Source organism: Isoptericola sp. NPDC019482 (assembly GCF_040632295.1).
Lineage (GTDB): Bacteria > Actinomycetota > Actinomycetes > Actinomycetales > Cellulomonadaceae > Isoptericola.
The window spans coordinates 14,710-35,859 of record NZ_JBEYBQ010000017.1; the positions used below are offsets into that span (position 1 = coordinate 14,710).

The window sequence follows — 21,150 nt, forward strand, 5'->3', positions numbered from 1 at the left end:
CCCGCGCGTCGAGACCGCAGGCCACCTAGGGTTTTCCGCGTGAGCTCGGAACGTACCTCCCCCTCCGGCGCGGACAGTGTCCCGCTGAGCGTCCGCGCGGCGGCCTCCTGGTCGTGGCGCGTCCTGCTGATCGCCGCCGCCGTCGCCGCCTTCCTGTGGCTGCTGGCGGCGCTGAAGACCATCGTCGTGCCGGTCGCCATCGCCCTGCTGCTGACGATCCTGCTGGCGCCGGTGCGCCGGACCCTGGAGCGGTGGCACCTCGGCAAGGGCCTGGCGACCGCCGTGTCGATCGTCGGGCTGATCGTGCTGGTGGGCGGTCTCGTGACGCTCGCCGGCACGTCCATCGTCAGCGGCTTCCAGGACCTCGCCGACCAGGCCGTCGAGGGCTTCCGCCAGTTCACGACCTGGCTCGCCGAGGGCCCGCTGAAGCTCGACTCCGACCAGCTGTCCCAGTACGGCCAGCAGCTCCAGAGCTCGCTGGTGGAGAGCTCGGGCCTCGTCTCGGGCGCGCTGGGCGCCGCGACCACCGTGGGGCACGTCTTCGTCGGCGCGCTCATCGCCCTGTTCTGCACGATCTTCTTCCTGCTCGACGGCCGCACCATCTGGACGTGGCTGGTCAACCTGCTGCCCGTGCGGGCCCGGGAGAACGTGCACCAGGCGGGTCGTCGGGGGCTCGTCACGCTGTCGGCCTACGTGCGCACCCAGATCCTGGTCGCCTTCGTCGACGCCGTCGGCATCGGCATCGGGTCGGCGTTCTTCGTCCCCGCGCTCGCGCTGCCGATCGGCATCCTCGTCTTCGTCGGCTCGTTCGTGCCGATCATCGGTGCGATCGTCACCGGCGCGATCGCCACCGCCGTCGTGCTGGTGGCGAACGGCTGGGTCGCGGCCCTCATCATGCTCGGCATCGTGCTGCTGGTGCAGCAGGCCGAGAGCCACATCCTGCAGCCGTTCCTCATGGGCCACGCGGTGTCCCTGCACCCGGTGGCCGTGGTGCTCGTGGTCGCGGCGGGCAGCCTCGCCGCGGGGATCGTCGGTGCCCTGTTCGCGGTGCCGCTCGCGGCCGTGCTGAACACGATCCTGCTGTACCTGCACGGGCACGACAAGTTCCCCGAGCTCGGCACGGAGGACCACGTGCCGCTGCTGCGCCGACGACCCCAGCTGCCCGGTACCCTGCTCTGGTCGGGACGGGCGTCGCATGACACGGCGACGACGGGCGGCACCTCGGACGGCAGCACGACCGACGCCCCTGCCCCGCCCGACGCGGGCCCGGCAGGAGAGAACAGGTAAGTGGCAGCACACCCCCCGATCGACCGCGTCACCCTCGAGGACGTCCGCACCGCCGCGGCCCTCCTGGACGGCGTCATCACCCGCACCCCGGTGCAGGCGTTCCGTGCGATGTCCGAGGTGGCGGGCGTGCCCGTCGTCCTCAAGTGCGAGAACCTGCAGCGGGCCGGCTCGTTCAAGATCCGCGGCGCCTACACGCGCCTGAGCCGGATGTCCGACGAGGAGAAGGCGCGCGGCGTCGTCGCCGCCAGCGCGGGCAACCACGCGCAGGGCGTGGCGCTCGCGGCGCAGATGCTCGGCATCCACGCCATCGTCTACATGCCCGTGGACGCGTCCGTGCCGAAGCTGCGGGCCACCCGCGGCTACGGGGCCGAGGTGCGGCAGGTCGGCGAGTCCGTGGACGACGCGCTCGTCGCCGCCCGCGCGGAGGCGGCCCGCTCCGGGCGCACGCTCATCCACCCGTTCGACCACCTCGACGTCGTCACCGGGCAGGGCACGGTGGCCCTCGAGATCCTCGAGCAGGTGCCCGACGTCGGCACGGTCGTCGTGCCGCTCGGCGGCGGCGGCCTGGTCGCCGGCATCGCGACCGTGCTCGCCGAGGCCGCCCCGCACGTCAAGGTCGTCGGCGTGCAGGCCGAGACCGCCGCCGCGTACCCGGAGTCGCTCGTCGCCGGGCGCCCCGTGCCGCGCGCGCTCGGCGCGACGATGGCGGACGGCATCGCCATCGGCACCCCCGGCGACGTGCCGTTCGAGGTGCTCGCACGCCTGGGGGTGGAGGTGCGGACCGTCTCCGAGGAGGAGATGTCGCGCGCCCTGCTGCTCGTGGCCGAGCGCGGCAAGCTCATCGTGGAGCCGTCGGGCGCCGCCGGGGTCGCGGCGGTCCTCGCCGCGGAGCCGGGCTCCCTGCCCGGCACGATCGTCCCCGTGCTCACCGGCGGCAACATCGACCCGCTGCTCCTGCTGCGCGTCGTCCAGCACGGCCTCGTCGCCGCCGGCCGGTACCTCCAGCTGCGGGTGTGCATCGACGACAAGCCCGGCTCGCTCGCCGAGCTGCTCGACGTCGTCGCGCACGCCGGCGCGAGCATCGTGCAGGTGGAGCACACCCGCACCGACACCTCGCTCACGGTGTCTCAGGTGCTCGTGAACCTGCAGCTCGAGACGAAGGGGCAGGAGCACTGCGAGGCCGTCGTCGAGCGGCTGCGCGCCGCGGGGTTCGCGGTCGCGTGACCGCCGCCCGTCGGCCCGGCGGAGATTCCTCGGGGCGAGGTGTCTGTCCGGGCGGCCCCCGTTCGTCGTCCTGATGACGCGGCCGACCGGCCGCGGCAGAGGGAGGCAGACGATGCGGTTCCTGGAGACGATCCTGAGGGTGGATCCTGAGGCACGTCGGTTCCGGTCGGGCGCCTGGCGCACGGGGCGAGGCGTGGGTGACGGCCTGCGCACCGCGGACGTCGCGTTCTACGGGCCGATGGTGTACTTCCACGGCCACGACGAGGAGATCTGATGCGGTATCTCATGCTGGTGCTGTCCACCCCCGAGGACCCGGCGCTGCGGCCGGAGGACGCCGCGGGCGCGCCGACCATCGAGGGGTGGGTGGAGAAGCACTACGGCAGCGGCGCGGCCGTGCTGGGCGACCGGCTCCGCCCGCCCGCCGACGCCGTCGGGGTCCGGGTGCGCGGGGGGCGGGCGCTCGTGACCGACGGGCCGTTCTCCGAGACCAAGGAGGCGATCGGCGGCTTCGACGTCATCGACGCGCCGGACCTCGACACGGCGATCGCCATCGCCACCGAGCACCCCATGGCCCACCAGGGTGCCATCGAGCTGCGGCCGTTCTGGCCGCTCGGTCTCGAGGGCGCCGACGCGACGGACGGGGGCGCGTGATGCGGTACCTCCTGCTGGTGATCGAGCCCGACGTGCCCGTCCGCGAGCCGGACGCCGACATCGAGGACTGGGTGCGCCGGCACGACGCCGACGGCTCCCGGGTGCTGGGGGAGCGGCTGCGCCCCGCGGCCGACGTGCGGCGCGTGCGCGTCCACGACGGCCGCACCCTGGTGACCGACGGGCCGTTCACCGAGACCAAGGACGTCATCGGCGGGTTCGACATCGTCGAGGCGCCCGACCTCGAGGCCGCGCTCGCGATCGCCGCCGAGCACCCCGGCTCCCGGGGCGGCGGCACGGTCGAGGTGCACCCGTTCTGGCCGACCGACGGTACCGAGCCGGCGTGACGACGCCCGCCGCCGTCGAGGACGCGTTCCGCAGCGAGTGGGGACGCGTCCTCGGCGCGGTGGCGCGAGCCACCGGCGACCTCGACCTCGCCGAGGAGTCCGCGCAGGAGGCGTTCGCGACGGCGCTGCGCACCTGGACGCGCGACGGCGTGCCCGACCGGCCGGGTGCCTGGCTCACGACGACGGCGCGGCGGCACGCCCTGGACGTGCTGCGCCGGCGCCGGGTCGAGGCGGAGAAGAGCGAGACCGCCGCGCGGCGCGGCGAGCGCGTCGACGGTCCGGGCCGGGCGACCGACGGCGTGCACGACGAGGTCGAGCGCGGCCTCGACGACGAGGGCTGGTCGCCGGACGACCCGGACGGCGACCTGCTGCGGCTGCTGTTCACGTGCTGCCACCCGGCCCTGCCGCTCGACGGCCGGGTGGCGCTCACGCTGCGCTCCCTCACCGGCATGACGACGGGGCAGGTGGCGCGCGCGTTCCTCGTGCCGGAGGCGACGATGTCGCAGCGCCTGGTGCGCACCAAGCGGCGCATCCGCTCCACCGGCATCGCGTTCCGCGTGCCGCCGCCGGCGCTGCTGGCCGAGCGCACCGACGCCGTGCTCGCCGTCCTGTACGTGCTGTTCACGGAGGGCTACGACGCCTGGGCGGAGCCCGCGGGCGACGTCGAGGGCTGCGCCGACCGCCGGGCGCTCGCCGGGGACGCGGTGCGGCTGACGAGGCTCGCCGCCCGGCTGCTGCCGGACGCGCCCGAGGCCCGCGGCCTGCTCGCCCTCCTGCTGCTGCAGCACGCGCGGCGCGACGCGCGGACCGGTGCCGACGGCGTCGCGCGGACGCTCGCGGAGCAGGACCGCACCCGCTGGCGCCGCGACGAGATCGACGAGGGGCTGGCGGTGCTCGACGCGGCGCTCGCCGAGCGCCGGCCCGGGCCCTACCAGGTGCAGGCGGCGATCGCGGCGCTGCACTGCCGGGCCGCGACCGCGGGGGAGACGGACTGGGTCGAGGTGCTCGCCCTCTACGACGTGCTGCTCGACCTGGCACCGTCGCCCGTCGTCGCGCTGAACCGGGCTGTGGCCGTGGCCGAGGTGCACGGCGCGGAGGCGGGGCTCGACGCGGTCGACGCCGTCGCGCACGACCCGGCGCTGGCGGGCTACCACCTGCTACCGGCCCTGCGCGCGGACCTGCTGACGCGCGCGGGCCGCCCCGCGGACGCCGTCGTCGAGCTGCGGCACGCCCTCGACCAGGTCGACCGCGAGGGCGACCGCCGTCTCCTGCGCGCCCGCCTCGCCGCCCTCACGCCGAGGTAGTACGAAAACTGCCGAGGTAGTACGAAGACCTGCCGAGGTAGTACGAGCCTTCGCGAGGTAGTCACTACCTCGCGAAGGCTCGCACTACCTCGGCAGGTCCGGTACTACCTCGGCGTCGGGCGGGTCAGACCGCAGCGGCCTCCGGCTCGGTGACGAGGGGGTAGACGCCGTTCTCGTCGTGGACCTCGCGGCCGGTGACCGGCGGGTTGAACACGCACACGCACGTGATGTCGGTGCGCGGGCGCACCTTGTGCTTGTCGTGGTCGTTGAGCAGGTACAGCGAGCCGGGCTTCAGCTGGTGCACCTCGCCGGTGCCGAGGTCCTCGATCTCGCCCTCGCCGGACGTGATGAAGACGGCCTCGATGTGGTTGGCGTACCAGAAGAAGCTCTCGGTGCCGGCGTACAGGGTGGTCTCGTGCACGGAGAACCCGACCCCCTCCTTCGCCAGGATGATCCGCTTCGAGCGCCAGTTCTCGCTCTTGACGTCGGCGTCGGTGTCGGTGATCTCGTCGAGCGTGCGCACGAGCATGGGTGGTACCTCCGGTGGTTCGGGTGCGGTGGTGCGGGTGGGGCTGGTGGGACGGCCGGTCAGGCCGTCGGCGCGGGCAGGACGGCTGCCACGGAGTCGCTGATGATGCGCAGGCCGCGCTGCAGCTCGTCGTAGGTGATCGTCAGCGGCGGCAGCAGCTTGACGACCTCGCCGTCGGGGCCCGAGGTCTCCATGAGCAGCCCGCGGGAGAACGCCTCGTCGCAGATGCGGCCCGCGGTCTCGCCGTCGGGCGTCTGCAGTCCGCGCGCGAGACCGCGGCCCTTGGCGACCAGCACGTCGTCGCCGTAGCGGGCGACGAGGGAGTTGAAGTGCGCCTCGACGAGCGCGCCCTTGTCGATCGTGGCCGTCTCGAGCGTGTCGTCGCTCCAGTAGGTGCGGATCGCCTCGGCCGCCGTCGCGAACGCGGGGGCGAAGCCGCGGAAGGTGCCGTTGTGCTCGCCCGGCTCCCAGATGTCCAGCTCGGGGCGCACGAGGGTGAGCGCCATCGGCAGGCCGTAGCCGGAGATCGACTTCGACAGGCAGATGATGTCCGGCACGATCCCGGCCTCCTCGAAGGAGAAGAACTTGCCGGTGCGGCCGCAGCCCATCTGGATGTCGTCGAGGATCAGCAGGATGTCGTGGCGCTTGCACAGGTCCGCCAGGCCGCGCAGCCACTCGGCGCGCGCGGCGTTGATGCCGCCCTCGCCCTGCACGGTCTCGACGATGACCGCGGCGGGCGCGTTGAGGCCGGAGCCGCTGTCCTCGAGCAGACGCTCCAGGTACACGAAGTCCGGCACGTCGCCGTCGAAGTAGTCGTCGTACGGCATCGGGGTGGCGTGCACCAGGGGGATACCGGCGCCGCCGCGCTTCATCGAGTTGCCCGTCACGGACAGCGCGCCCAGCGTCATGCCGTGGAACGCGTTGGTGAAGTTGATGACCGACTCGCGGCCCGTCACCTTGCGCGCCAGCTTGAGCGCCGCCTCCACCGCGTTGGCGCCGCCCGGCCCCGGGAACACGACCTTGTGGTCGAGGCCGCGCGGTTCGAGGATCACCTCGTTGAACGTCTCGAGGAACTCGCGCCGCGCCGAGGTGAACATGTCGAGCGTGTGCACCATGCGGTCATCGGTGAGGTAGTCCAGCAGCACCTGCTTGAGCAGCGGGTTGTTGTGCCCGTAGTTGAGCGTGCCGGCGCCGGCGAAGAAGTCGAGGTACTCGGTGCCGTCCTCGGCGTAGACCGTCGCTCCGGAGGCACGGTCGAACACGACGGGCCAGGAGCGCGAGTAGCTGCGGACCTCCGACTCGAGGGCGGTGAAGCCCGTCGGGTCGTCGGCGGCGGACGCCTCGGTGGTGGGGACGGTCGGGGTTGTCACGAAGGACACTCCTTGAGGTGGTGCGCGCCGGTGCGGTGTTGTGGTGGAGAGGGCTGCGTCGTCACCTGCGCGCCGAACCGGCGCAGCCCGAGGTCTGAGGACCTGAGAGGTACGGACGTCAACGGGGAGGGCGGATGCCCTCGATCACCAGCAGGGGTTCGGCCTCGTGCCCGTCGGGGAAGTGCGCGGCCTCGTAGCCCGTCGTCTCGCGCAGGGTCGCCCCGCGCTCGTCGGCCCACCGCGCGAACACGCGCCGCGACGACGCGTTGTCCGTGGTCACGGTGGTGTGCAGCCGGGTAACGGCGGGCCCCTCGCCCTCCGCCGTCGCGTCGACGACGGCGTCCAGCAGCCGTCCGGCGACGCGGCGTCCGCGGGCCCGCGGGTCGACGGCGACCTGCCACACGAAGAGCGTGGCGGGGTCGGCCGGCAGCCGGTACGCGGAGACGAAGCCCACGGGCTCGCCCTCCGCGCCCGTGCCGTCGGGGCCGTCGGCCTCGTCGGGCAGGAACGCCAGGCGGCAGGTCGCGGCGAAGTGGTCCGCGAGCAGCAGGTAGGCGTAGGAGGAGTTGAGGTCGAGCGAGCCCGAGTCGCGCGCCAGGCGCCACATCGCGGCGCCGTCCTGCGTCGTCGGAGGGCGCACCGTGAGGCCCGGGAGGGGCTCCGCGGCGCGCGACGACGCCGTGGCGTCGGCCAGGCTGTCGGTCGAGCTGTCGGTCGAGCTGTCGTCGGTCGAATGGTTGGTCGTTGCGGTGTCCGTCGTGTCCATACCGCCATCGACCATAGACGCATCGCGGGGGAAAGTTCACCTCGGCCATGACCATTCCTCGACCGGGGGCGTCCGGCGGCGGGCCGCGGATCGTTGGCAGCACAACGAAAGATCGCGTTGGCCATCGACGGATCATCGACGGTTCTATGGATCGCCATCCGTCTCGGAGTCTGAGACAGCGGGAGTCCGTGAGCCAGGTCGGCGCCCCCGGGGACGACGATGGGCGTGCCCGTCGGGACGGGCACGCCCATGGCATGCGTCGGTGCCGGGCCGGGCCCGGGGGAGGTCAGCCCGCGAAGGGCGTGGCCTTGAGGATCTCGACGGGGATCTCGCGACCGTTCGGCGCGGTGTAGGCCACCTTCTCGCCGATGCGGTGCCCGTCGATCGCGGCGCCGAGCGGCGACGTCGGCGAGTACACGTCGAGGTCGGTGGTGCCGGCGATCTCGCGGGAGCCGAGCAGGAACGTCATCTCGTCCCCGGCCACGACCGCGGTGACGACCATGCCGGCCTCGACGACGCCGTCGTCCGCGGGCGTGCCGATCTGGACGTGCCGCAGCTTCTCGGTGAGCTCGCGGATGCGGGCCTCGTTCTTCGCCTGCTCCTCACGGGCAGCGTGGTAGCCGCCGTTCTCCTTGAGGTCGCCCTCGTCGCGGGCGGCGGCGATGCGCTCGGCGATCTCGGTGCGGGCGGGGCCGGAGAGGTGCTCCAGCTCGGCCTGCAGCCGGTCGTGAGCCTCCTGGGTGAGCCAGGTGACAGTGCTCTCGGTCACGAGGGCTCTCCTTTCGTGGTGCTCGATGGCCTGTTTCGGCCGTGCGCGGGCGACCGACGGGCGTCGGCACGCGCGTCGGCTGGGGCAGGACTGCGTGTGAATCCCTCAGGATAGCCCGGGCAGGCGCCAGAACCCAGGCCTCTGCCCTGGGCGAACAGGTGATCCGGGTCGGGGCGTCGGGTTCGGGCGTCGTCAGGAGGCGTCGGGGACGTCGCAGGACTCGACGACGGCGGTCGTGGCCTCCTCCGACGTGCGGACGGTGACGGAGTACGTCGAGGTCTGCTGCTCGGCGGGCCCCACCGGCACCTCGACCGTGCCGACCTGGGCGTAGCTCTGCGCGAGCGCCTCGACCTCGCACACGGCCGTGGTGCCCGGCGGCATGTGCACCTGGAAGGTGACGTCCACCTGCTCGGCGTCGCGCACGTCGAAGCCCACCATCTCCACCGTCACGGGGTCCCGGCGGGTCTGCTCGACCGAGAACCAGGCGGCCACCCCGACGGCGGCCGCGAGGGCGGCGCCGATCGCCACCTTGGCCCCGGTCCCGAGCGGGCGCCGGCCGTCCTGGCGACCGTCCTGTCCAGCACGCGCCGTGCCGTACCGGTCGGCGGGGGGAGTGGGGCTGACGGGCTCGCTCATGGTGCACCATTGTCCCTGAACCTCGCTGCCGACCCGTCACCCCGGGAGGGACCTTGTCCTCCGCCTCCTCCGTGCCGCCCACCCCGCGGCCCGAGCCCCTGCGTCTGATGGCGGTGCACGCGCACCCGGACGACGAGTCCAGCAAGGGTGCCGCGACCACCGCGCGGTACGCCGCCGAGGGGGTCGAGGTGCTCGTCGTGACCTGCACGGGCGGCGAGCGGGGCGACGTCCTCAACCCGAGCTTCCAGGTGCCCGAGGGGCACGAGTTCGACAGCATCGAGGGCCGCCTGGCCGTCCGCCGCCTGGAGATGGCGGCCGCGGCCGCGGCGCTCGGCGTGCGGCAGACCTGGCTCGGCTTCGTGGACTCCGGGCTGCCGGAGGGCGACCCGCTGCCGCCCCTGCCCGAGGGCTCGTTCGGCCTCGTGCCGCTCGAGGAGGCGGCCGCGCCCCTCGTCGAGCTGGTGCGCGAGTTCCGACCGCACGTCATGACGACCTACGACCCGTCCGGCGGGTACCCGCACCCCGACCACATCAAGTGCCACGAGGTGTCGTTCGAGGCGTACCACGCGGCGGGCGACGCGTCCCGGTACGTCGTCGACGGCGGCGCGGAGCCCTGGGAGCCGCTGAAGCTGTACTACAACCACGGCTTTTCGATGGCGCGCATGCGCGCGGTGCACGAGGCCATGCAGGGCGCGGGCCTGGAGTCGCCGTTCGGCGACTGGATCGAGTCGCGCGCGGCCCGTGAGATCCCGGAGCGCGAGGCGACCACCCACGTCGCCGTCGCAGACTTCTTCGCCCAGCGTGACGCCGCCCTCGTGGCGCACGCGTCGCAGATCGACCCGGCGGGCTTCTTCTTCGCCGTGCCGCGCGACCTCGAGGCCGACGTCTGGCCCACCGAGGAGTACGAGCTCGCCGATGCGCGGGTGCCGACGTCGCTGCCCGAGGACGACCTGTTCGCCGGCCTGCGCGAGGGCGACCGATGAGCGCCGCCTGGGTGGCGCTGCTCGCCGCCGCGCCGAGCCCGAGCCCCAGCCCGACCCAGGGCCCCGACGAGCTCCAGGTGACGCCCGGCCTCGCCGGGTTCGTGGCGACCTTCGCGGTGGCCGTGGCCTGCGTGCTGCTCTTCCTGTCGCTCACGCGGCACCTGCGCCGGGCGCAGCGCAACGCCGAGGACCAGGGCATCCCGCTCGAGGAGCCCAAGCACTTCGGGCTGCACGGCCCGGGGCGCGGCCCCGGGGCGCCCGACGACGCGCCACGCGACGGTGGTGCGGGCGACGGCGGTCCGGGCGACGGCGGTCCGGGCGACGGCGGTGACGGCGGGACGAACGACGGCACGGACGGCGAGCCCGGCCGATGAGCGCGAGCGTGCGCGTCACGGTCGGCCAGCTCGCGATCACGGCCGACCACGACGCCAACCGCGAGGCGGTCGCGGAGGCGTTCCTCGCGGCGGGCCGCGTGGGGGCGGACCTGCTGGTGCTGCCCGAGTACTCCTCCGGTTACGACCCGCACGGCGTCGGTGTCGAGCACGCCGAGCCGCTCGACGGCCCGTTCGTCACCGCCCTGCGTCACCACGCCGCGCGGTACCGCATCGCCGTGGTGGCCGGCACCACCCTGCCCGCCTACGGCGCCCCGGCCGCGAGCACCGGCCAGCACCCGGCCGTGACCGGCGCGTTCCCCGCCGTCAGCGGCGCGTTCCCCGCCGTGACCGGGTCGTTCCCGGCGGTCACCGGGTCGCTGCCGGCGATCACGGGGACGACGCCGACGGTGGGCTCGGCGCCCGAGGCGCCGACGCGCGCGTTCAACACCGTCGTCGCGGTCGACGCGACCGGCGCCGTGGTCGGCGCCTACCGCAAGGTGCACCTCTACGACGCGTTCGGCACGCGCGAGTCCGACCGGCTGGAGCCTGGCCCGGCCGGCGTGCCGCCCCTCGTGCTGCGGCTGGGGGACTTCACGTTCGGCGTCCTCACCTGCTACGACCTGCGCTTCCCGGAGTCGGCGCGCCGCCTCGTGGACGCCGGCGCGGACGTCATCGTCGTGCCGGCGGCGTGGGTGGAGGGGCCGCTCAAGGCGGACCACTGGCGCACGCTGCTGCGCGCGCGGGCCATCGAGAACACGGCGGTGGTGATCGGCGTGGGGATGTCCGGTCCCGGGCTGGTGGGCCGCTCGCTCCTGGCCGGGCCGGACGGCGTCGTCGGGCTCGAGCTCGACGAGACGCCGCAGGTGCGCACCGTGGACCTCGACGCGGAGCCGCTGGCGCAGGTGCGCCGGCAGAACCCGTCGCTGGCGAACCGGCGCTACCTGGTGGTGCCGGCCGGCTGAGCCGCCGTCGTCGGGCGCGGGGCGGCTACAGGGCCGCCAGGTAGATCGCCACGGTGTGGCAGGTGAAGCCCACCACGGTGAGCGCGTGGAAGATCTCGTGGAAGCCGAACCAGCGCGGCGACGGGTTCGGAAACTTGGTGCCGTAGACGACGGCGCCGAGGATGTACGCGATGCCGCCCGAGGCGACCAGCCAGGCGACGGCGGCGCCGCCCGCCGCGGCGAACTGCGGGATGTAGCCGACGGCCACGCAGCCCAGCGCCACGTACACCGGGACGTAGAGCCAGCGCGGCGCGCTCATCCACAGCACGCGCCCGACGAGGCCGAGGATCGCGCCGCTCCAGACGACGGCGAGGAGCACGGTGGCGGTGCCGCGCGGCAGCAGCATCACGGCCAGGGGCGTGTAGGTGCCGGCGATGATGAGGAAGATGTTGGCGTGGTCGAGGCGCCGCAGGACGGCGGCGGTGCGGGGCGACCACGTGCCGGTGCCGAGGTGGTAGACGGCGCTGGTGCCGAACAGCATGACGGCGGTGACGCCGAAGACCGCGCAGGCGACCTTGTCGGCGGTGGTGTCGGCGAGGACGACGAGCACGATCGCGGCGGCCAGCGCCAGCGGGGTCGTCACGGCGTGGATCCAGCCTCGCAGGTGCGGCTTGAGGAGGGCGGCCTTCCCGGCGGCCGCCGCCGACACGGTCTGCACGGCGTCGCCCATGACGCCCTTCGCCTCGCGGGCGACCTCCTTGACGTCGTCGACGTCGAGCCGGTCGCGCGGGCGACCGTGGGGCTGGGCGGCTGCTGCCACAGGTGCTTCTCCTTGCTCGAGCCGTCACCTACGGTTCCGTAGGTTACGCCAGCGTAGGGGACGCGGCGAGGCCGCGGCGACCGCGCGCGTGAAGATCGTGCGCAGGGGTTGCGGGGCGTCCCGTGGGGGCCGCCCGCGCCCGGGACCTGCGGGGTCGGCGGAGCGGTACCGTTGTCCCGCTCTCCGTCCGTCCCCGTCCCGCCGGGTGCCCGCGCCGTCGCGCGCCCGCGGCCCGGCCCGAACCGAACCCCCGAGGTCCCGCGTGCGCATGCCCCACCTGCTCTACGGCCTGTACGAGCGGCGCCTGGCCGCCTCGTTGCCGACGGCGCAGACGCCCCGGCACGTCGGCGTCATCCTCGACGGGAACCGGCGGTGGGCCCGGTCGTTCGGCGAGACCGCGGCCACGGGCCACCGGCGCGGGGCGGACAAGATCGCCGAGTTCCTCGGCTGGGCGGAGGAGCTCGGCGTCGAGGTCGTCACCCTCTGGATGCTGTCCACCGACAACCTCGCCCGCCCGGCGTCCGAGCTCGCCGACCTGCTCGACATCATCCGCGACGCCGTCCAGGACCTCGCGGAGTCGGGGCGCTGGCGGCTGCGCGTCGTGGGCCGCCTCGACCTGCTGCCGGGCGAGCTCGCGGACGCCGTGCGCGGGGCGGAGGAGGCGACGAAGAACGTCCAGGGCCTGCAGGTGAACGTCGCCGTCGGCTACGGCGGGCGGCACGAGATCGCCGACGCCGTCCGCTCGTACCTCAAGCAGGAGTCCGCCACCGGCGCGTCCCTCGAGGAGCTGGCCGAGCGGATCGACGTCGACGACATCGCCGCTCACCTGTACACGAAGGGCCAGCCGGACCCGGAGCTCGTCATCCGCACCTCGGGCGAGCTGCGCGTGGGCGGCTTCCTCATGTGGCAGAGCGCGCACTCGGAGCTGTACTTCTGCGAGGCGTACTGGCCCGACTTCCGGCGCGTGGACTTCCTGCGTGCCCTGCGCGACTTCTCCCGGCGGGAACGTCGGCTCGGCCGTTGAGCCGAGCTGTACGCCCTATCGCCGGGCGCCCGTCGGAGGCCTGCGGCACACTGCCACGGTGACCCCGCCCGAGCCGACGACGCCGTCCGCGCCCCCGCCCGACCCCGAGCCGCGCCCGACCGCCGACGTCCGGCTCGCCGCCGAGGCCTGGGAGTCGCTGTTCCGGGCGCAGGTCACCCTGATGCGCCGCTTCCAGGCCGACGACATCTGGCGCGACCTGTCGATGCGGGAGTACGACGTCCTGTTCACCCTGTCGCGCGCGCCGCGGGGCGAGCTGCGGCTGCGCGACCTCAACGAGGGGATGCTGATCGCGCAGTCGTCGCTGTCGCGGATGGTGGAGCGGCTGGAGGCGCGCGGCCTCGTGATGCGGTCCGTCCCCGCCGACGACGCGCGGGGCACCCTCGTGCGGCTCACGGCGGAGGGGGCGCGGCGCCAGCGCGAGACCGGGCTCGCCCACGTGCGCACCATCGCGGAGTACGTCGGCCAGGCGCTGCCGCCCGACGAGCTGGAGCGACTGCGCGACGTGCTGGACCGTCTGCGGCTGTCGCAGGTGGACATCCCCGACCGGGGGTGACCCGGAGATGACCCGGAGATGACAACGCGTGCCTTCAACGTCACGTCGGGTGCGGGGCGTTCTCGGCGGGCCGGGCCCCGAGCCGGTGCCATGATGGCAGTCATGTCGCTGACCCCCCAGTCGGCCGATGCCGGCCCTTACGACGCCCTGCTCCTGTACTCCTTCGGTGGCCCGAACAAGCCGGAGGACGTGGTGCCGTTCCTCCGTAACGTGACCGCCGGCAAGGGGATCCCCGACGAGCGGCTCGAGGAGGTCGGCGAGCACTACTACGGCTTCGGCGGCAAGAGCCCCATCAACGAGCAGAACCTCGCGCTGAAGGCGGCGCTGGAGGCGGAGCTCGCCGAGCGCGGGCTCGACCTGCCCGTCGTGTGGGGCAACCGCAACTGGGAGCCGTACACCACCGACGCGATCGACGAGCTGGAGCGCCTGGGCGCGAAGCGCGCCGTCGCGCTCGTGACGTCCGCCTACTCCTCCTACTCCGGCTGCCGCCAGTACCGCGAGGACCTCGCGGTGACGCTGGAGAAGCGCGGGCAGCTCGGGGCGGAGGGCTCCACGGGCGTCCAGTTCGACAAGATCCGCTCCTACTTCAACCACCCGGGCTTCGTGGCCGCCAACGCCGAGGCCGTCCTCGAGGGCTACGAGGCGCTCGAGGCGAAGGGCGGCGACCCGGCCGCGGCGAAGCTCGTGTTCGTCACGCACTCCATCCCCGACACGATGGAGGCGGCGTCCCGTGTCTCGCACGCCACCTACTCCGCGCAGCACCTCGACGTCGCCGCCGTCATCGCGGCCGTCGTCTCCGAGGTGCGTGGGCACGCCGTCGAGTGGGAGCTGGCGTACTGCTCGCGCTCCGGCCCGCCGTCGCAGCCGTGGCTCGAGCCGGACGTCAACGACCTGCTCACCGAGCGCGCCGGCAAGGGGCTCAAGGACGTCGTCCTGTCGCCGATCGGCTTCGTCTCCGACCACATGGAGGTGGCCTACGACCTCGACACCGAGGCGATGGCCACCGCCACCGAGCTGGGCATGACCGCGGTGCGCGCGGGCACGGTCGGCACGCGGCCGGTGTTCGTGTCCGGCCTGGTGGACCTGCTCCTCGAGCGCGCCGCCATCGCCCGCGGCGAGGAGGTCGTGGAGGAGACGGTCGGGAGCCTCCCCGCCTTCCGCTCGGTGTGCGCGCCCGGCTGCTGCCTGCGACGCGACGCCGAACCGAGCGGCATCCCCGCCCTGTGCAGCGTCGACCTGCACTCCTGACCCGCCCCGAGAGGACGACATGACCGACAGCCACATCCACGGCGACACCGGCGAGACCGTCGACGCCGCCGCGATCAACGAGTCGATCCGGTACGCGATGATCGCGGTCTTCTCCACCGCCGAGCCGCTGCCGGCGGGCGACGCCGAGCGGGCGGAGCTCGCCGCGGAGGCCGAGGCCGCGCTGTGGGACGGCCAGGCGGACGACGCCCGCGACCCGGCCCGCGCCGAGGGCGACGTCGTCGTGCGCGGCGTGTACGACGTCGCCGGCCTGCGCGCCGACGCCGACCTCATGGTGTGGGTGCACGGCCCGTCGGTCGAGTCCGTGCAGGGCGCCTACCAGCGGCTGCGCGCGTCGCGGCTCGGGTCCGCGCTGGCGCCGGAGTGGTCGGTCGTGGCGCTGCACCGCGCCGCCGAGTTCAACAAGGGGCACGTGCCCGCGTTCCTCGCCGGCGAGCGCCCGCGCGACTACCTCTCGGTGTACCCGTTCGTGCGCTCCTACGACTGGTACCTGCTGCCCGACGCCGAGCGCCGCACGATGCTGCGCGACCACGGCATGGCCGCGGCCGGTTACAAGGACGTGCGCGCCAACACGATGAGCACGTTCGCGCTGAGCGACTACGAGTGGCTGCTGGCGTTCGAGGCGGACGAGCTGCACCGCATCGTCGACCTCATGCGCGACCTGCGCGCCACCGAGGCCCGGCGCCACGTGCGCGAGGAGGTGCCGTTCTTCACCGGCCCGCGCGTCACCCTCGCCGACTGGGCGGACAAGCAGCCCCGCGCCTGAGGGGTTGTGAGCGCGATTTCGGGGACTATCCGATGCCGGATAGTCCCCGAAATCGTGCTCACAGCGGGTTCAGGGTGGCGACGACGACGGTGCCGCCCGTGGCGTCGTCGGCGTTCGGGTCCTCGTCGGTGACGACCTTCGGCGTCAGCCCGTGCGCGGCGACCAGCGCCGTCGCGTCGTCCACCTGGTCGGTGCCGACCTCGAAGAGCAGCGACCCGCCGGGGGCGAGCCAGTCCGGGGCGGCCGCCACCACGCGGCGCAGGACTGCGAGGCCGTCGGCGCCGCCGTCGAGCGCGACGGCCGGCTCGTGGTCGCGTGCCTCGGGCGGCATGGTCCCGATCGCGCCGGTCGGCACGTAGGGCGCGTTGCACAGCAGCAGGTCCACCCGTCCGCGCAGCATGGTCGGGACGACGGCGAGCAGGTCGCCCTGGTGCACCGCGGCGCCGAGCGGCCCGAGGTTGCGGCGGGCGTGCGCCACGGCGGCGGGCTCGACGTCGCTCGCGTGCAGCACGGGATCGACCCCGGCGGCGCGCAGCCCCAGCAGCACGGCGCCGCCCACCGCCCCGCAGCCGCAGCACAGGTCGAGCACCGTGGCGGGCGCGGGGAGCGCGAGCGCCGCGGCGACCATCAGCTCCGTGCGGCGGCGGGGCACGAACACGCCCGGTCCCACCGACCAGCGCCGGCCGGCGAACGCGACCCAGCCCAGCAGGTGCTCCAGCGGCTCGCCCGCGACCCGCCGCACGACGAGCTCCTCGAGGCGGTCGGGGTCGACGACGTCCGTGACGGCGGCAGTTCCGGCTCGGCGCGGCAGTCCGAGCTGCCGCGCCGAGCCCGAAGTGCCGCGCCGAGCCGCCGGTGCCGAGTACGCGGCCGCCTCGATCAGCAGCGCCGCCTCGTCCTCCGCGAACACGCACCCGGCGGCGCGCAGCCGCGCGACGACCCGGTCCCTGAGGAGGTCTGGGTCGTCGCTCGGCGGCGCGGCGCCCGTCCGGTCGGTGCTCAGGGGTACAGCCCCCGGATGCGGTGCGCCTCGGAGGTGCGCTGCACGCCGATGACCAGCGCGGCGTCGCGCAGCGACAGGCCCTCCCGCTTGGCGAGCGCGGAGACGTCGCCGTACGCGGAGGTCATGCGGTGCTCGAGGCGGTCGGCGATCTCCTGCTCGGACCACCAGTAGGTCTGGTTGGCCTGCACCCACTCGAAGTAGGAGACGACGACGCCGCCGGCGTTGGCGAGCACGTCCGGCACGACGGTGACGCCGTTCGCGGCGAGCACGCGGTCACCGTCGGTGGTGGTGGGGCCGTTGGCGCCCTCGACCACCCAGCGCGCGCGGACGGTCGCCGCGGTGTCGCCGTCGAGCACGCCCTCGACGGCGGCGGGCACGAGGACGTCGACGTCGAGGCCGAGCAGCTCGGCGTTGGACAGCGGGTCCGCGCCGTCGAAGCCGACGACGGAGCCGGTCGCCGCGACGTGCGCGAGGAGGCGGGGGACGTCGAGGCCCGCGTCGTTGCGGAGCCCGCCGTACTGGTCGCTCACGGCGACGACGGTGGCGCCGCGGGCGGCGAAGATCGCGGCGGCGTGCGAGCCCACCTTGCCGAAGCCCTGCACGGCGACGGTGACGTCGGTGAGCGGGACGCCGGCCTCGCCGAGCGCGGCGGCGGTGACGTGCACGATGCCGGCGCTGGTGGCGGTGCCGCGGCCGCGGGAGCCGCCCACGGCGAGCGGCTTGCCGGTGACGACGGCGGGGATCGTGTACCCGCGGTTCACCGAGTAGGTGTCCATGACCCAGGCCATGGTCTGCTCGTCGGTGCCCATGTCGGGCGCCATGACGTCGGTGTCCGGGCCGATCATCGGCATGATCTCGGAGGTGTAGCGGCGGGTGACGCGCTCCAGCTCGGCCGTCGAGTAGTCGCGCGGGTCGATGGCGATGCCGCCCTTGGCGCCGCCGTACGGCAGGTCGACGATGCCGCACTTCCACGTCATCCACATGGCCAGCGCCCGCACCTCGTCGATGTCGACGCCCGGCGCGTACCGCAGGCCGCCCTTGCCGGGGCCGCGGGAGATGTTGTGCTGCACGCGGAAGCCGTGGAAGAGGACGGTCTCGCCGTCGTCGCGCCGCAGCGGCACGGCCACGTGGATCTCGCGGCGCGGGGTGGCGAGCATCCGGTGCTGGCCCTCGTCGTAGCCGAGCACGGACACGGCGCTGGCGAGCTGGCTGTGCGCGGTGTCGAGCGGGGAGCTCGACCTCGGCGCGGGGATCGAAGACCCGGCCGGTGCGGCCGGGGTGTCGGGCAGGGGTGTCGAGGTCATCGACGTCATCGTCACGGGTCCTCCAGGACACGGTGCCGAGGGCCCCGGTCAGGGGCCCCGGCGGGGTGGCGCGGCCCGGGATGGTGGGCCTCGGCGCCCACCGTAGCCGCTCCCGCGCGTCCCCCAGCGGGCGAAACTCGCCGCCTGACGGAGCCGTGTCCGGGCGTTGACCCGACGATGCCGCCGGTTGAGCGTGTCGAGACCGAGGGACGGTGATTTCGACACGATCGACCGGCGGCGACGGGCGCGTCAGCGCACGAACCGCCAGGCGGTCGGGAGCAGGGCGGCGGCGAGCGCGGCCTTGAGGGCGTCACCGGGCAGGAAGACGACGGCGCCGGTGAGCAGGGCGGTGCCGACGGGCATCCCGGTGCTCGCGGCGAGCCACGGCACGCCCACGGCGTAGACGGCCAGGGTGCCGAGCGCGTAGGTGCCGACCGTCGACAGCACGCGCCGGTCGGCGCCGCGGCGGGCGAGCGCCCCGACGACCACTCCCGCGAGGAGGAAGCCGACGAGGTATCCGCCCGACGCGCCGGCGACGGACTCCCAGCCCGCCGTCGCGCCCGCGAACACGGGCAGGCCGGCGACGCCCGCGGCGAGGTACACCGCCTGGGCGGCGGCCCCGCGCCACGGGCCGAGGGCGGCGGCGCCCAGCAGGACGGCGAACGTCTGGCCGGTGAGCGGCACCGGGAGCCCGGGCACGGGGATCACGACCTGGGCGGCCAGGGCGGTGAGGGCGGCCACCGCGACGACGAGCACGGCGTCGCGGGCGAGCGCGCCGGGGAGCAGGTCCGCGAGGACGCGGCGCGGGCGGGCGGGGGAGAGGGGAAGGGCGGCTGCGGTCATGACGACGACGCTAGGGGCGGGCGGAGGGGCGGGTCACGCACCGGTGCAGCACGAGTCGAGGCTCGGTGTTTGTGCAGGTCGTACAGTCGCGGCCGTCCGAGTGGTGTGCAGCGCCCGTCCCGTTGTGGGAATCGTGCAACTCGGGCGCGCGACGCGCTCGACGGGTCACAGGACCGAAACCTCCGTGCGGTAGCCTCCGGCGACATGGCTGACAAGGACGTCACACCCCCGGACCTCGACCGCGACCTCGACCACGGCTCCGACGTGGAACGCCCCCGCTGGAGGCTGGTCGGCCCCGGCCTGGTCGTCGCGGCCACGGGCATCGGCGCGGGCGACCTGGTCGCCACGCTCGTCGCGGGCAGCAAGTTCGGGTACACCCTGCTCTGGGCGGCGGTCCTCGGCGTGATCATCAAGATCGTGCTGGTGGAGGGCGCGGGCCGGTGGTCGCTCGCCACGAACCGCACGATCTTCGACGGCTGGAAGTCGCTGGGCGCGTGGGCGAGCGTCTACTTCGGCGTCTACATCGTGGTGTGGGGCTTCAGCTACGGCGCCGCGGCGATGTCGAGCTCGGCGCTGCCGCTCGTCGCGCTGTTCCCCGACGTCGACCTGATCTGGTTCGCGATCGCGATGGGCCTGATCGGCGCGGCGATCGTCTGGCTCGGTAAGTACAAGATGTTCGAGGTCGTCATCGCCGTGCTCGTGGGCGTCATGTTCGTGACGATCGTCGGCTCCGCGGTGCTCACGGTGCCGAACCTCGGCCAGATCCTCGGCGGCCTGGTGCCCCGCATCCCCGAGGGGTCGATCCTCTACACGCTCAGCCTGGCGGGCGGCGTCGGTGGCACCATCACGCTGGCGGCCTACGGGTACTGGCTGAAGGAGAAGGGCTGGCACACGCCGCGCTGGATGAAGGTCATGCGGATCGACAACGCCATGGCCTACGTGATCTCCGGCGTCTTCGTCATCTCGATGCTCATCGTGGGCGCCGAGCTGTTGTACTCCTCCGGCATCACGGTGGCCGACGGCGAGGGCGGCCTGGTCGACCTGGCCGACGTGCTCGCCGAGCGGTACGGGTCGTTCATGGCGCCGCTGTTCCTCGTCGGGTTCTGGGCGTCGTCGTTCTCGTCCGTGCTGGGCGTGTGGAACGGCGTCTCGCTCATGTTCGCGGACTTCGTCGCCACGGCCCGCGGGCTCGCGGAGGACGACCCGCGTCGCAAGGCCGGCGGCAGCTACTACCGGGCGTACATCCTGTGGCTCACGTTCCCGCCGATGCTGCTGCTCCTGCTCGACAAGCCCATCGCGCTCGTCGTGGCGTACGGCGCGCTCGGCTCGCTGTTCATGCCGTTCCTCGCCATCACGCTGCTCATCCTCATGAACTCGTCGCGGGTGCCCGAGCGGTGGCGGAACAAGCCGCTCACCAACGTGATCCTGGCGTTGGTGGCACTGATGTTCGTCGTGCTCGGCGTGCAGCAGCTCGTCGAGGCGCTGGCGCCGGTCCTCGGCGGGTGACCCTCAGCCCGCCGCGCGGGCGCGGCGCCGGAACGACGACGGCGTCTCGCCCGTGAGGCGGGCGAACGTGCGCGTGAACGACGGCTGGTCGTAGAAGCCGGCGGCCGCCGCGACCTCGGCGAGCGGGGTCGCGGTGGACGTCAGCAGGTGCGCGGCGCGGTCGACGCGCGTACGCAGCACGAGCTGGCGCGGGGAGAGCCCGAACACCTTGCGCACCCGGCGGTCCAGGACGGCGGGCGTGCTGCCCGACAGCCGCGCCAGGTCGGCCACGGACAGCGGGACGCCCGGGGAGGCGTCGAGGTGCTGCTCGACGGCGGCCACCAGGCGGGCCATCGCGTCCATCGTCGCGTCGTCGGCGTCGCCCGAGCGCAGGTCCTGCGACACGGAGACGAGGCCGACGACGCGGCCGGCGGTGCCGCGCACCGGCAGCTTCGCGGTGAGGAACCAGCCGGGCGTGCCGCCGACGCGGCGGATGAGCTCCAGCTCGTTGCGCAGCGGCCGGCCGCTGCGCAGCACCTCGGCGTCCTGGGCCTCGTAGCGCTCGGCCAGCTCGGGCACGAAGAGGTCGACGGCGCGGCGTCCCAGCACCTGGCGGCGGGAGCGCTCGTTGGTGCGGCGCACGAACACCTGGTTCACGGCGAGGTAGCGGCCGTCGGCGTCCTTGGCGCAGAACATGACGTCGGAGAGCTCGTCCATCAGGTCCACCATGACCGGGGACAGCGCGGCCATGAGGGCGGCGGTGCCGGGGACGTCCGAGGGGTTGCCGGCGGCGCCGCCTGAGGTGTCGCCCGCGGTGCCGGTGGTGTTGTCGGAATCTGCTCCCATCGCGCGCCCGATCGTACAAGACGGGTCCTGGGCCGAGGGCG

24 protein-coding genes are annotated in these 21,150 nt (G+C 73.9%); 14 read left to right on the forward strand and 10 right to left on the reverse strand.

The features are described from left to right. Positions 1-39 precede the first annotated feature (39 nt). The 6 genes from ABZ493_RS12670 to ABZ493_RS12695 all read left to right on the forward strand — a co-directional run bounded on the left by ABZ493_RS12670 (position 40) and on the right by ABZ493_RS12695 (position 4,810). The gene (locus tag ABZ493_RS12670) at positions 40-1,287 is read left to right on the forward strand and encodes an AI-2E family transporter (RefSeq protein WP_430582523.1); all 1,248 of its coding nucleotides are present in this window, start codon (positions 40-42) and stop codon (positions 1,285-1,287) included. Next, positions 1,288-2,511: a threonine ammonia-lyase gene (gene ilvA, locus ABZ493_RS12675; protein WP_430582524.1), complete on the forward strand. Its 1,224-nt coding sequence runs from the start codon at positions 1,288-1,290 to the stop codon at positions 2,509-2,511. A gap of 112 nt (positions 2,512-2,623) precedes the next feature. Then, positions 2,624-2,785, forward strand: a complete 162-nt coding sequence (locus ABZ493_RS12680; RefSeq protein WP_430582525.1) for a hypothetical protein — start codon at positions 2,624-2,626, stop codon at positions 2,783-2,785. Beyond that, positions 2,785-3,162 carry a YciI family protein gene (locus tag ABZ493_RS12685; RefSeq protein WP_430582526.1) on the forward strand — a complete coding sequence of 126 codons (378 nt, stop codon included), beginning with the start codon at positions 2,785-2,787 and terminating at the stop codon, positions 3,160-3,162. Before ABZ493_RS12680 ends, ABZ493_RS12685 begins: the two co-directional genes overlap by 1 nt. Beyond that, entirely contained in the window at positions 3,162-3,506 is a 345-nt protein-coding gene (locus ABZ493_RS12690; protein WP_430582584.1) for a YciI family protein, read from the forward strand. The genes ABZ493_RS12685 and ABZ493_RS12690 overlap by 1 nt, the downstream gene beginning before the upstream one ends. After that, positions 3,503-4,810 carry a DUF6596 domain-containing protein gene (locus ABZ493_RS12695; RefSeq protein ID WP_430582527.1) on the forward strand — a complete coding sequence of 436 codons (1,308 nt, stop codon included), beginning with the start codon at positions 3,503-3,505 and terminating at the stop codon, positions 4,808-4,810. The genes ABZ493_RS12690 and ABZ493_RS12695 overlap by 4 nt, the downstream gene beginning before the upstream one ends. A 124-nt stretch (positions 4,811-4,934) precedes the next feature. Here ABZ493_RS12695 and ABZ493_RS12700 read toward each other — a convergent pair whose 3' ends face one another. The 5 genes from ABZ493_RS12700 to ABZ493_RS12720 all read right to left on the reverse strand — a co-directional run bounded on the left by ABZ493_RS12700 (position 4,935) and on the right by ABZ493_RS12720 (position 8,880). Next, entirely contained in the window at positions 4,935-5,339 is a 405-nt protein-coding gene (locus tag ABZ493_RS12700; RefSeq protein WP_430546779.1) for an ectoine synthase, read from the reverse strand. A gap of 59 nt (positions 5,340-5,398) precedes the next feature. Further along, on the reverse strand, positions 5,399-6,709 hold the full coding sequence (gene ectB, locus ABZ493_RS12705; protein ID WP_430582528.1) for a diaminobutyrate--2-oxoglutarate transaminase: 1,311 nt from the start codon (positions 6,707-6,709) through the stop codon (positions 5,399-5,401). Between the two features lie 118 nt (positions 6,710-6,827). Then, positions 6,828-7,475: a diaminobutyrate acetyltransferase gene (gene ectA, locus ABZ493_RS12710; RefSeq protein WP_430582529.1), complete on the reverse strand. Its 648-nt coding sequence runs from the start codon at positions 7,473-7,475 to the stop codon at positions 6,828-6,830. 286 nt (positions 7,476-7,761) lie between these two features. Beyond that, positions 7,762-8,244 carry a transcription elongation factor GreA gene (gene greA / locus ABZ493_RS12715; protein WP_429764557.1) on the reverse strand — a complete coding sequence of 161 codons (483 nt, stop codon included), beginning with the start codon at positions 8,242-8,244 and terminating at the stop codon, positions 7,762-7,764. Positions 8,245-8,436: 192 nt separating this feature from the next. Continuing rightward, positions 8,437-8,880 (reverse strand): DUF4307 domain-containing protein, encoded by a 444-nt coding sequence (locus tag ABZ493_RS12720; RefSeq protein WP_430582530.1) that lies wholly within the window; start codon positions 8,878-8,880, stop codon positions 8,437-8,439. Between the two features lie 107 nt (positions 8,881-8,987). Here ABZ493_RS12720 and mca point away from each other — a divergent pair, with 107 nt between their 5' ends. The 3 genes from mca to ABZ493_RS12735 are packed head-to-tail and all read left to right on the forward strand — an operon-like array spanning position 8,988 to position 11,199. Beyond that, complete coding sequence (mca, locus tag ABZ493_RS12725) at positions 8,988-9,863, forward strand: mycothiol conjugate amidase Mca (protein ID WP_430582585.1); 876 nt, start codon at positions 8,988-8,990, stop codon at positions 9,861-9,863. Continuing rightward, the gene (locus ABZ493_RS12730) at positions 9,860-10,237 is read left to right on the forward strand and encodes a hypothetical protein (RefSeq protein WP_430582531.1); all 378 of its coding nucleotides are present in this window, start codon (positions 9,860-9,862) and stop codon (positions 10,235-10,237) included. Before mca ends, ABZ493_RS12730 begins: the two co-directional genes overlap by 4 nt. Continuing rightward, positions 10,234-11,199 carry a carbon-nitrogen hydrolase family protein gene (locus ABZ493_RS12735; protein ID WP_430582532.1) on the forward strand — a complete coding sequence of 322 codons (966 nt, stop codon included), beginning with the start codon at positions 10,234-10,236 and terminating at the stop codon, positions 11,197-11,199. The genes ABZ493_RS12730 and ABZ493_RS12735 overlap by 4 nt, the downstream gene beginning before the upstream one ends. A gap of 25 nt (positions 11,200-11,224) precedes the next feature. Here the strand turns inward: ABZ493_RS12735 and ABZ493_RS12740 are convergent, their stop codons facing one another. Next, positions 11,225-11,908, reverse strand: a complete 684-nt coding sequence (locus tag ABZ493_RS12740) for a hemolysin III family protein (RefSeq protein WP_430582586.1) — start codon at positions 11,906-11,908, stop codon at positions 11,225-11,227. A 352-nt stretch (positions 11,909-12,260) separates the two neighbouring features. On the opposite strand from ABZ493_RS12740, the gene ABZ493_RS12745 reads away from it, so the two are divergent. The 4 genes from ABZ493_RS12745 (at position 12,261) to hemQ (ending at position 15,628) form a co-directional block, all read left to right on the forward strand. After that, the gene (locus tag ABZ493_RS12745; RefSeq protein WP_430582533.1) at positions 12,261-13,022 is read left to right on the forward strand and encodes an isoprenyl transferase; all 762 of its coding nucleotides are present in this window, start codon (positions 12,261-12,263) and stop codon (positions 13,020-13,022) included. Between the two features lie 58 nt (positions 13,023-13,080). Further along, positions 13,081-13,596: a MarR family winged helix-turn-helix transcriptional regulator gene (locus ABZ493_RS12750; protein WP_430582534.1), complete on the forward strand. Its 516-nt coding sequence runs from the start codon at positions 13,081-13,083 to the stop codon at positions 13,594-13,596. A gap of 102 nt (positions 13,597-13,698) precedes the next feature. After that, complete coding sequence (locus ABZ493_RS12755; RefSeq protein WP_430582535.1) at positions 13,699-14,844, forward strand: ferrochelatase; 1,146 nt, start codon at positions 13,699-13,701, stop codon at positions 14,842-14,844. 19 nt (positions 14,845-14,863) lie between these two features. Next, the gene (gene hemQ / locus ABZ493_RS12760; RefSeq protein WP_430582536.1) at positions 14,864-15,628 is read left to right on the forward strand and encodes a hydrogen peroxide-dependent heme synthase; all 765 of its coding nucleotides are present in this window, start codon (positions 14,864-14,866) and stop codon (positions 15,626-15,628) included. A gap of 58 nt (positions 15,629-15,686) precedes the next feature. On the opposite strand, the gene ABZ493_RS12765 is transcribed toward hemQ, so the two are convergent. The 3 genes from ABZ493_RS12765 to ABZ493_RS12775 all read right to left on the reverse strand — a co-directional run bounded on the left by ABZ493_RS12765 (position 15,687) and on the right by ABZ493_RS12775 (position 18,778). Next, complete coding sequence (locus ABZ493_RS12765) at positions 15,687-16,538, reverse strand: putative protein N(5)-glutamine methyltransferase (protein ID WP_430582537.1); 852 nt, start codon at positions 16,536-16,538, stop codon at positions 15,687-15,689. A gap of 89 nt (positions 16,539-16,627) precedes the next feature. After that, positions 16,628-17,935 (reverse strand): Glu/Leu/Phe/Val dehydrogenase, encoded by a 1,308-nt coding sequence (locus ABZ493_RS12770; RefSeq protein ID WP_430582538.1) that lies wholly within the window; start codon positions 17,933-17,935, stop codon positions 16,628-16,630. A 249-nt stretch (positions 17,936-18,184) separates the two neighbouring features. After that, the gene (locus ABZ493_RS12775) at positions 18,185-18,778 is read right to left on the reverse strand and encodes a biotin transporter BioY (protein ID WP_430582539.1); all 594 of its coding nucleotides are present in this window, start codon (positions 18,776-18,778) and stop codon (positions 18,185-18,187) included. A gap of 204 nt (positions 18,779-18,982) precedes the next feature. Between ABZ493_RS12775 and ABZ493_RS12780 the strand changes: the two genes are divergently transcribed. After that, on the forward strand, positions 18,983-20,284 hold the full coding sequence (locus tag ABZ493_RS12780; RefSeq protein ID WP_430582540.1) for an Nramp family divalent metal transporter: 1,302 nt from the start codon (positions 18,983-18,985) through the stop codon (positions 20,282-20,284). Between the two features lie 3 nt (positions 20,285-20,287). Here ABZ493_RS12780 and ABZ493_RS12785 read toward each other — a convergent pair whose 3' ends face one another. Further along, complete coding sequence (locus tag ABZ493_RS12785) at positions 20,288-21,109, reverse strand: AraC family transcriptional regulator (RefSeq protein ID WP_430582541.1); 822 nt, start codon at positions 21,107-21,109, stop codon at positions 20,288-20,290. Between the last annotated feature and the right edge of the window lie 41 nt (positions 21,110-21,150).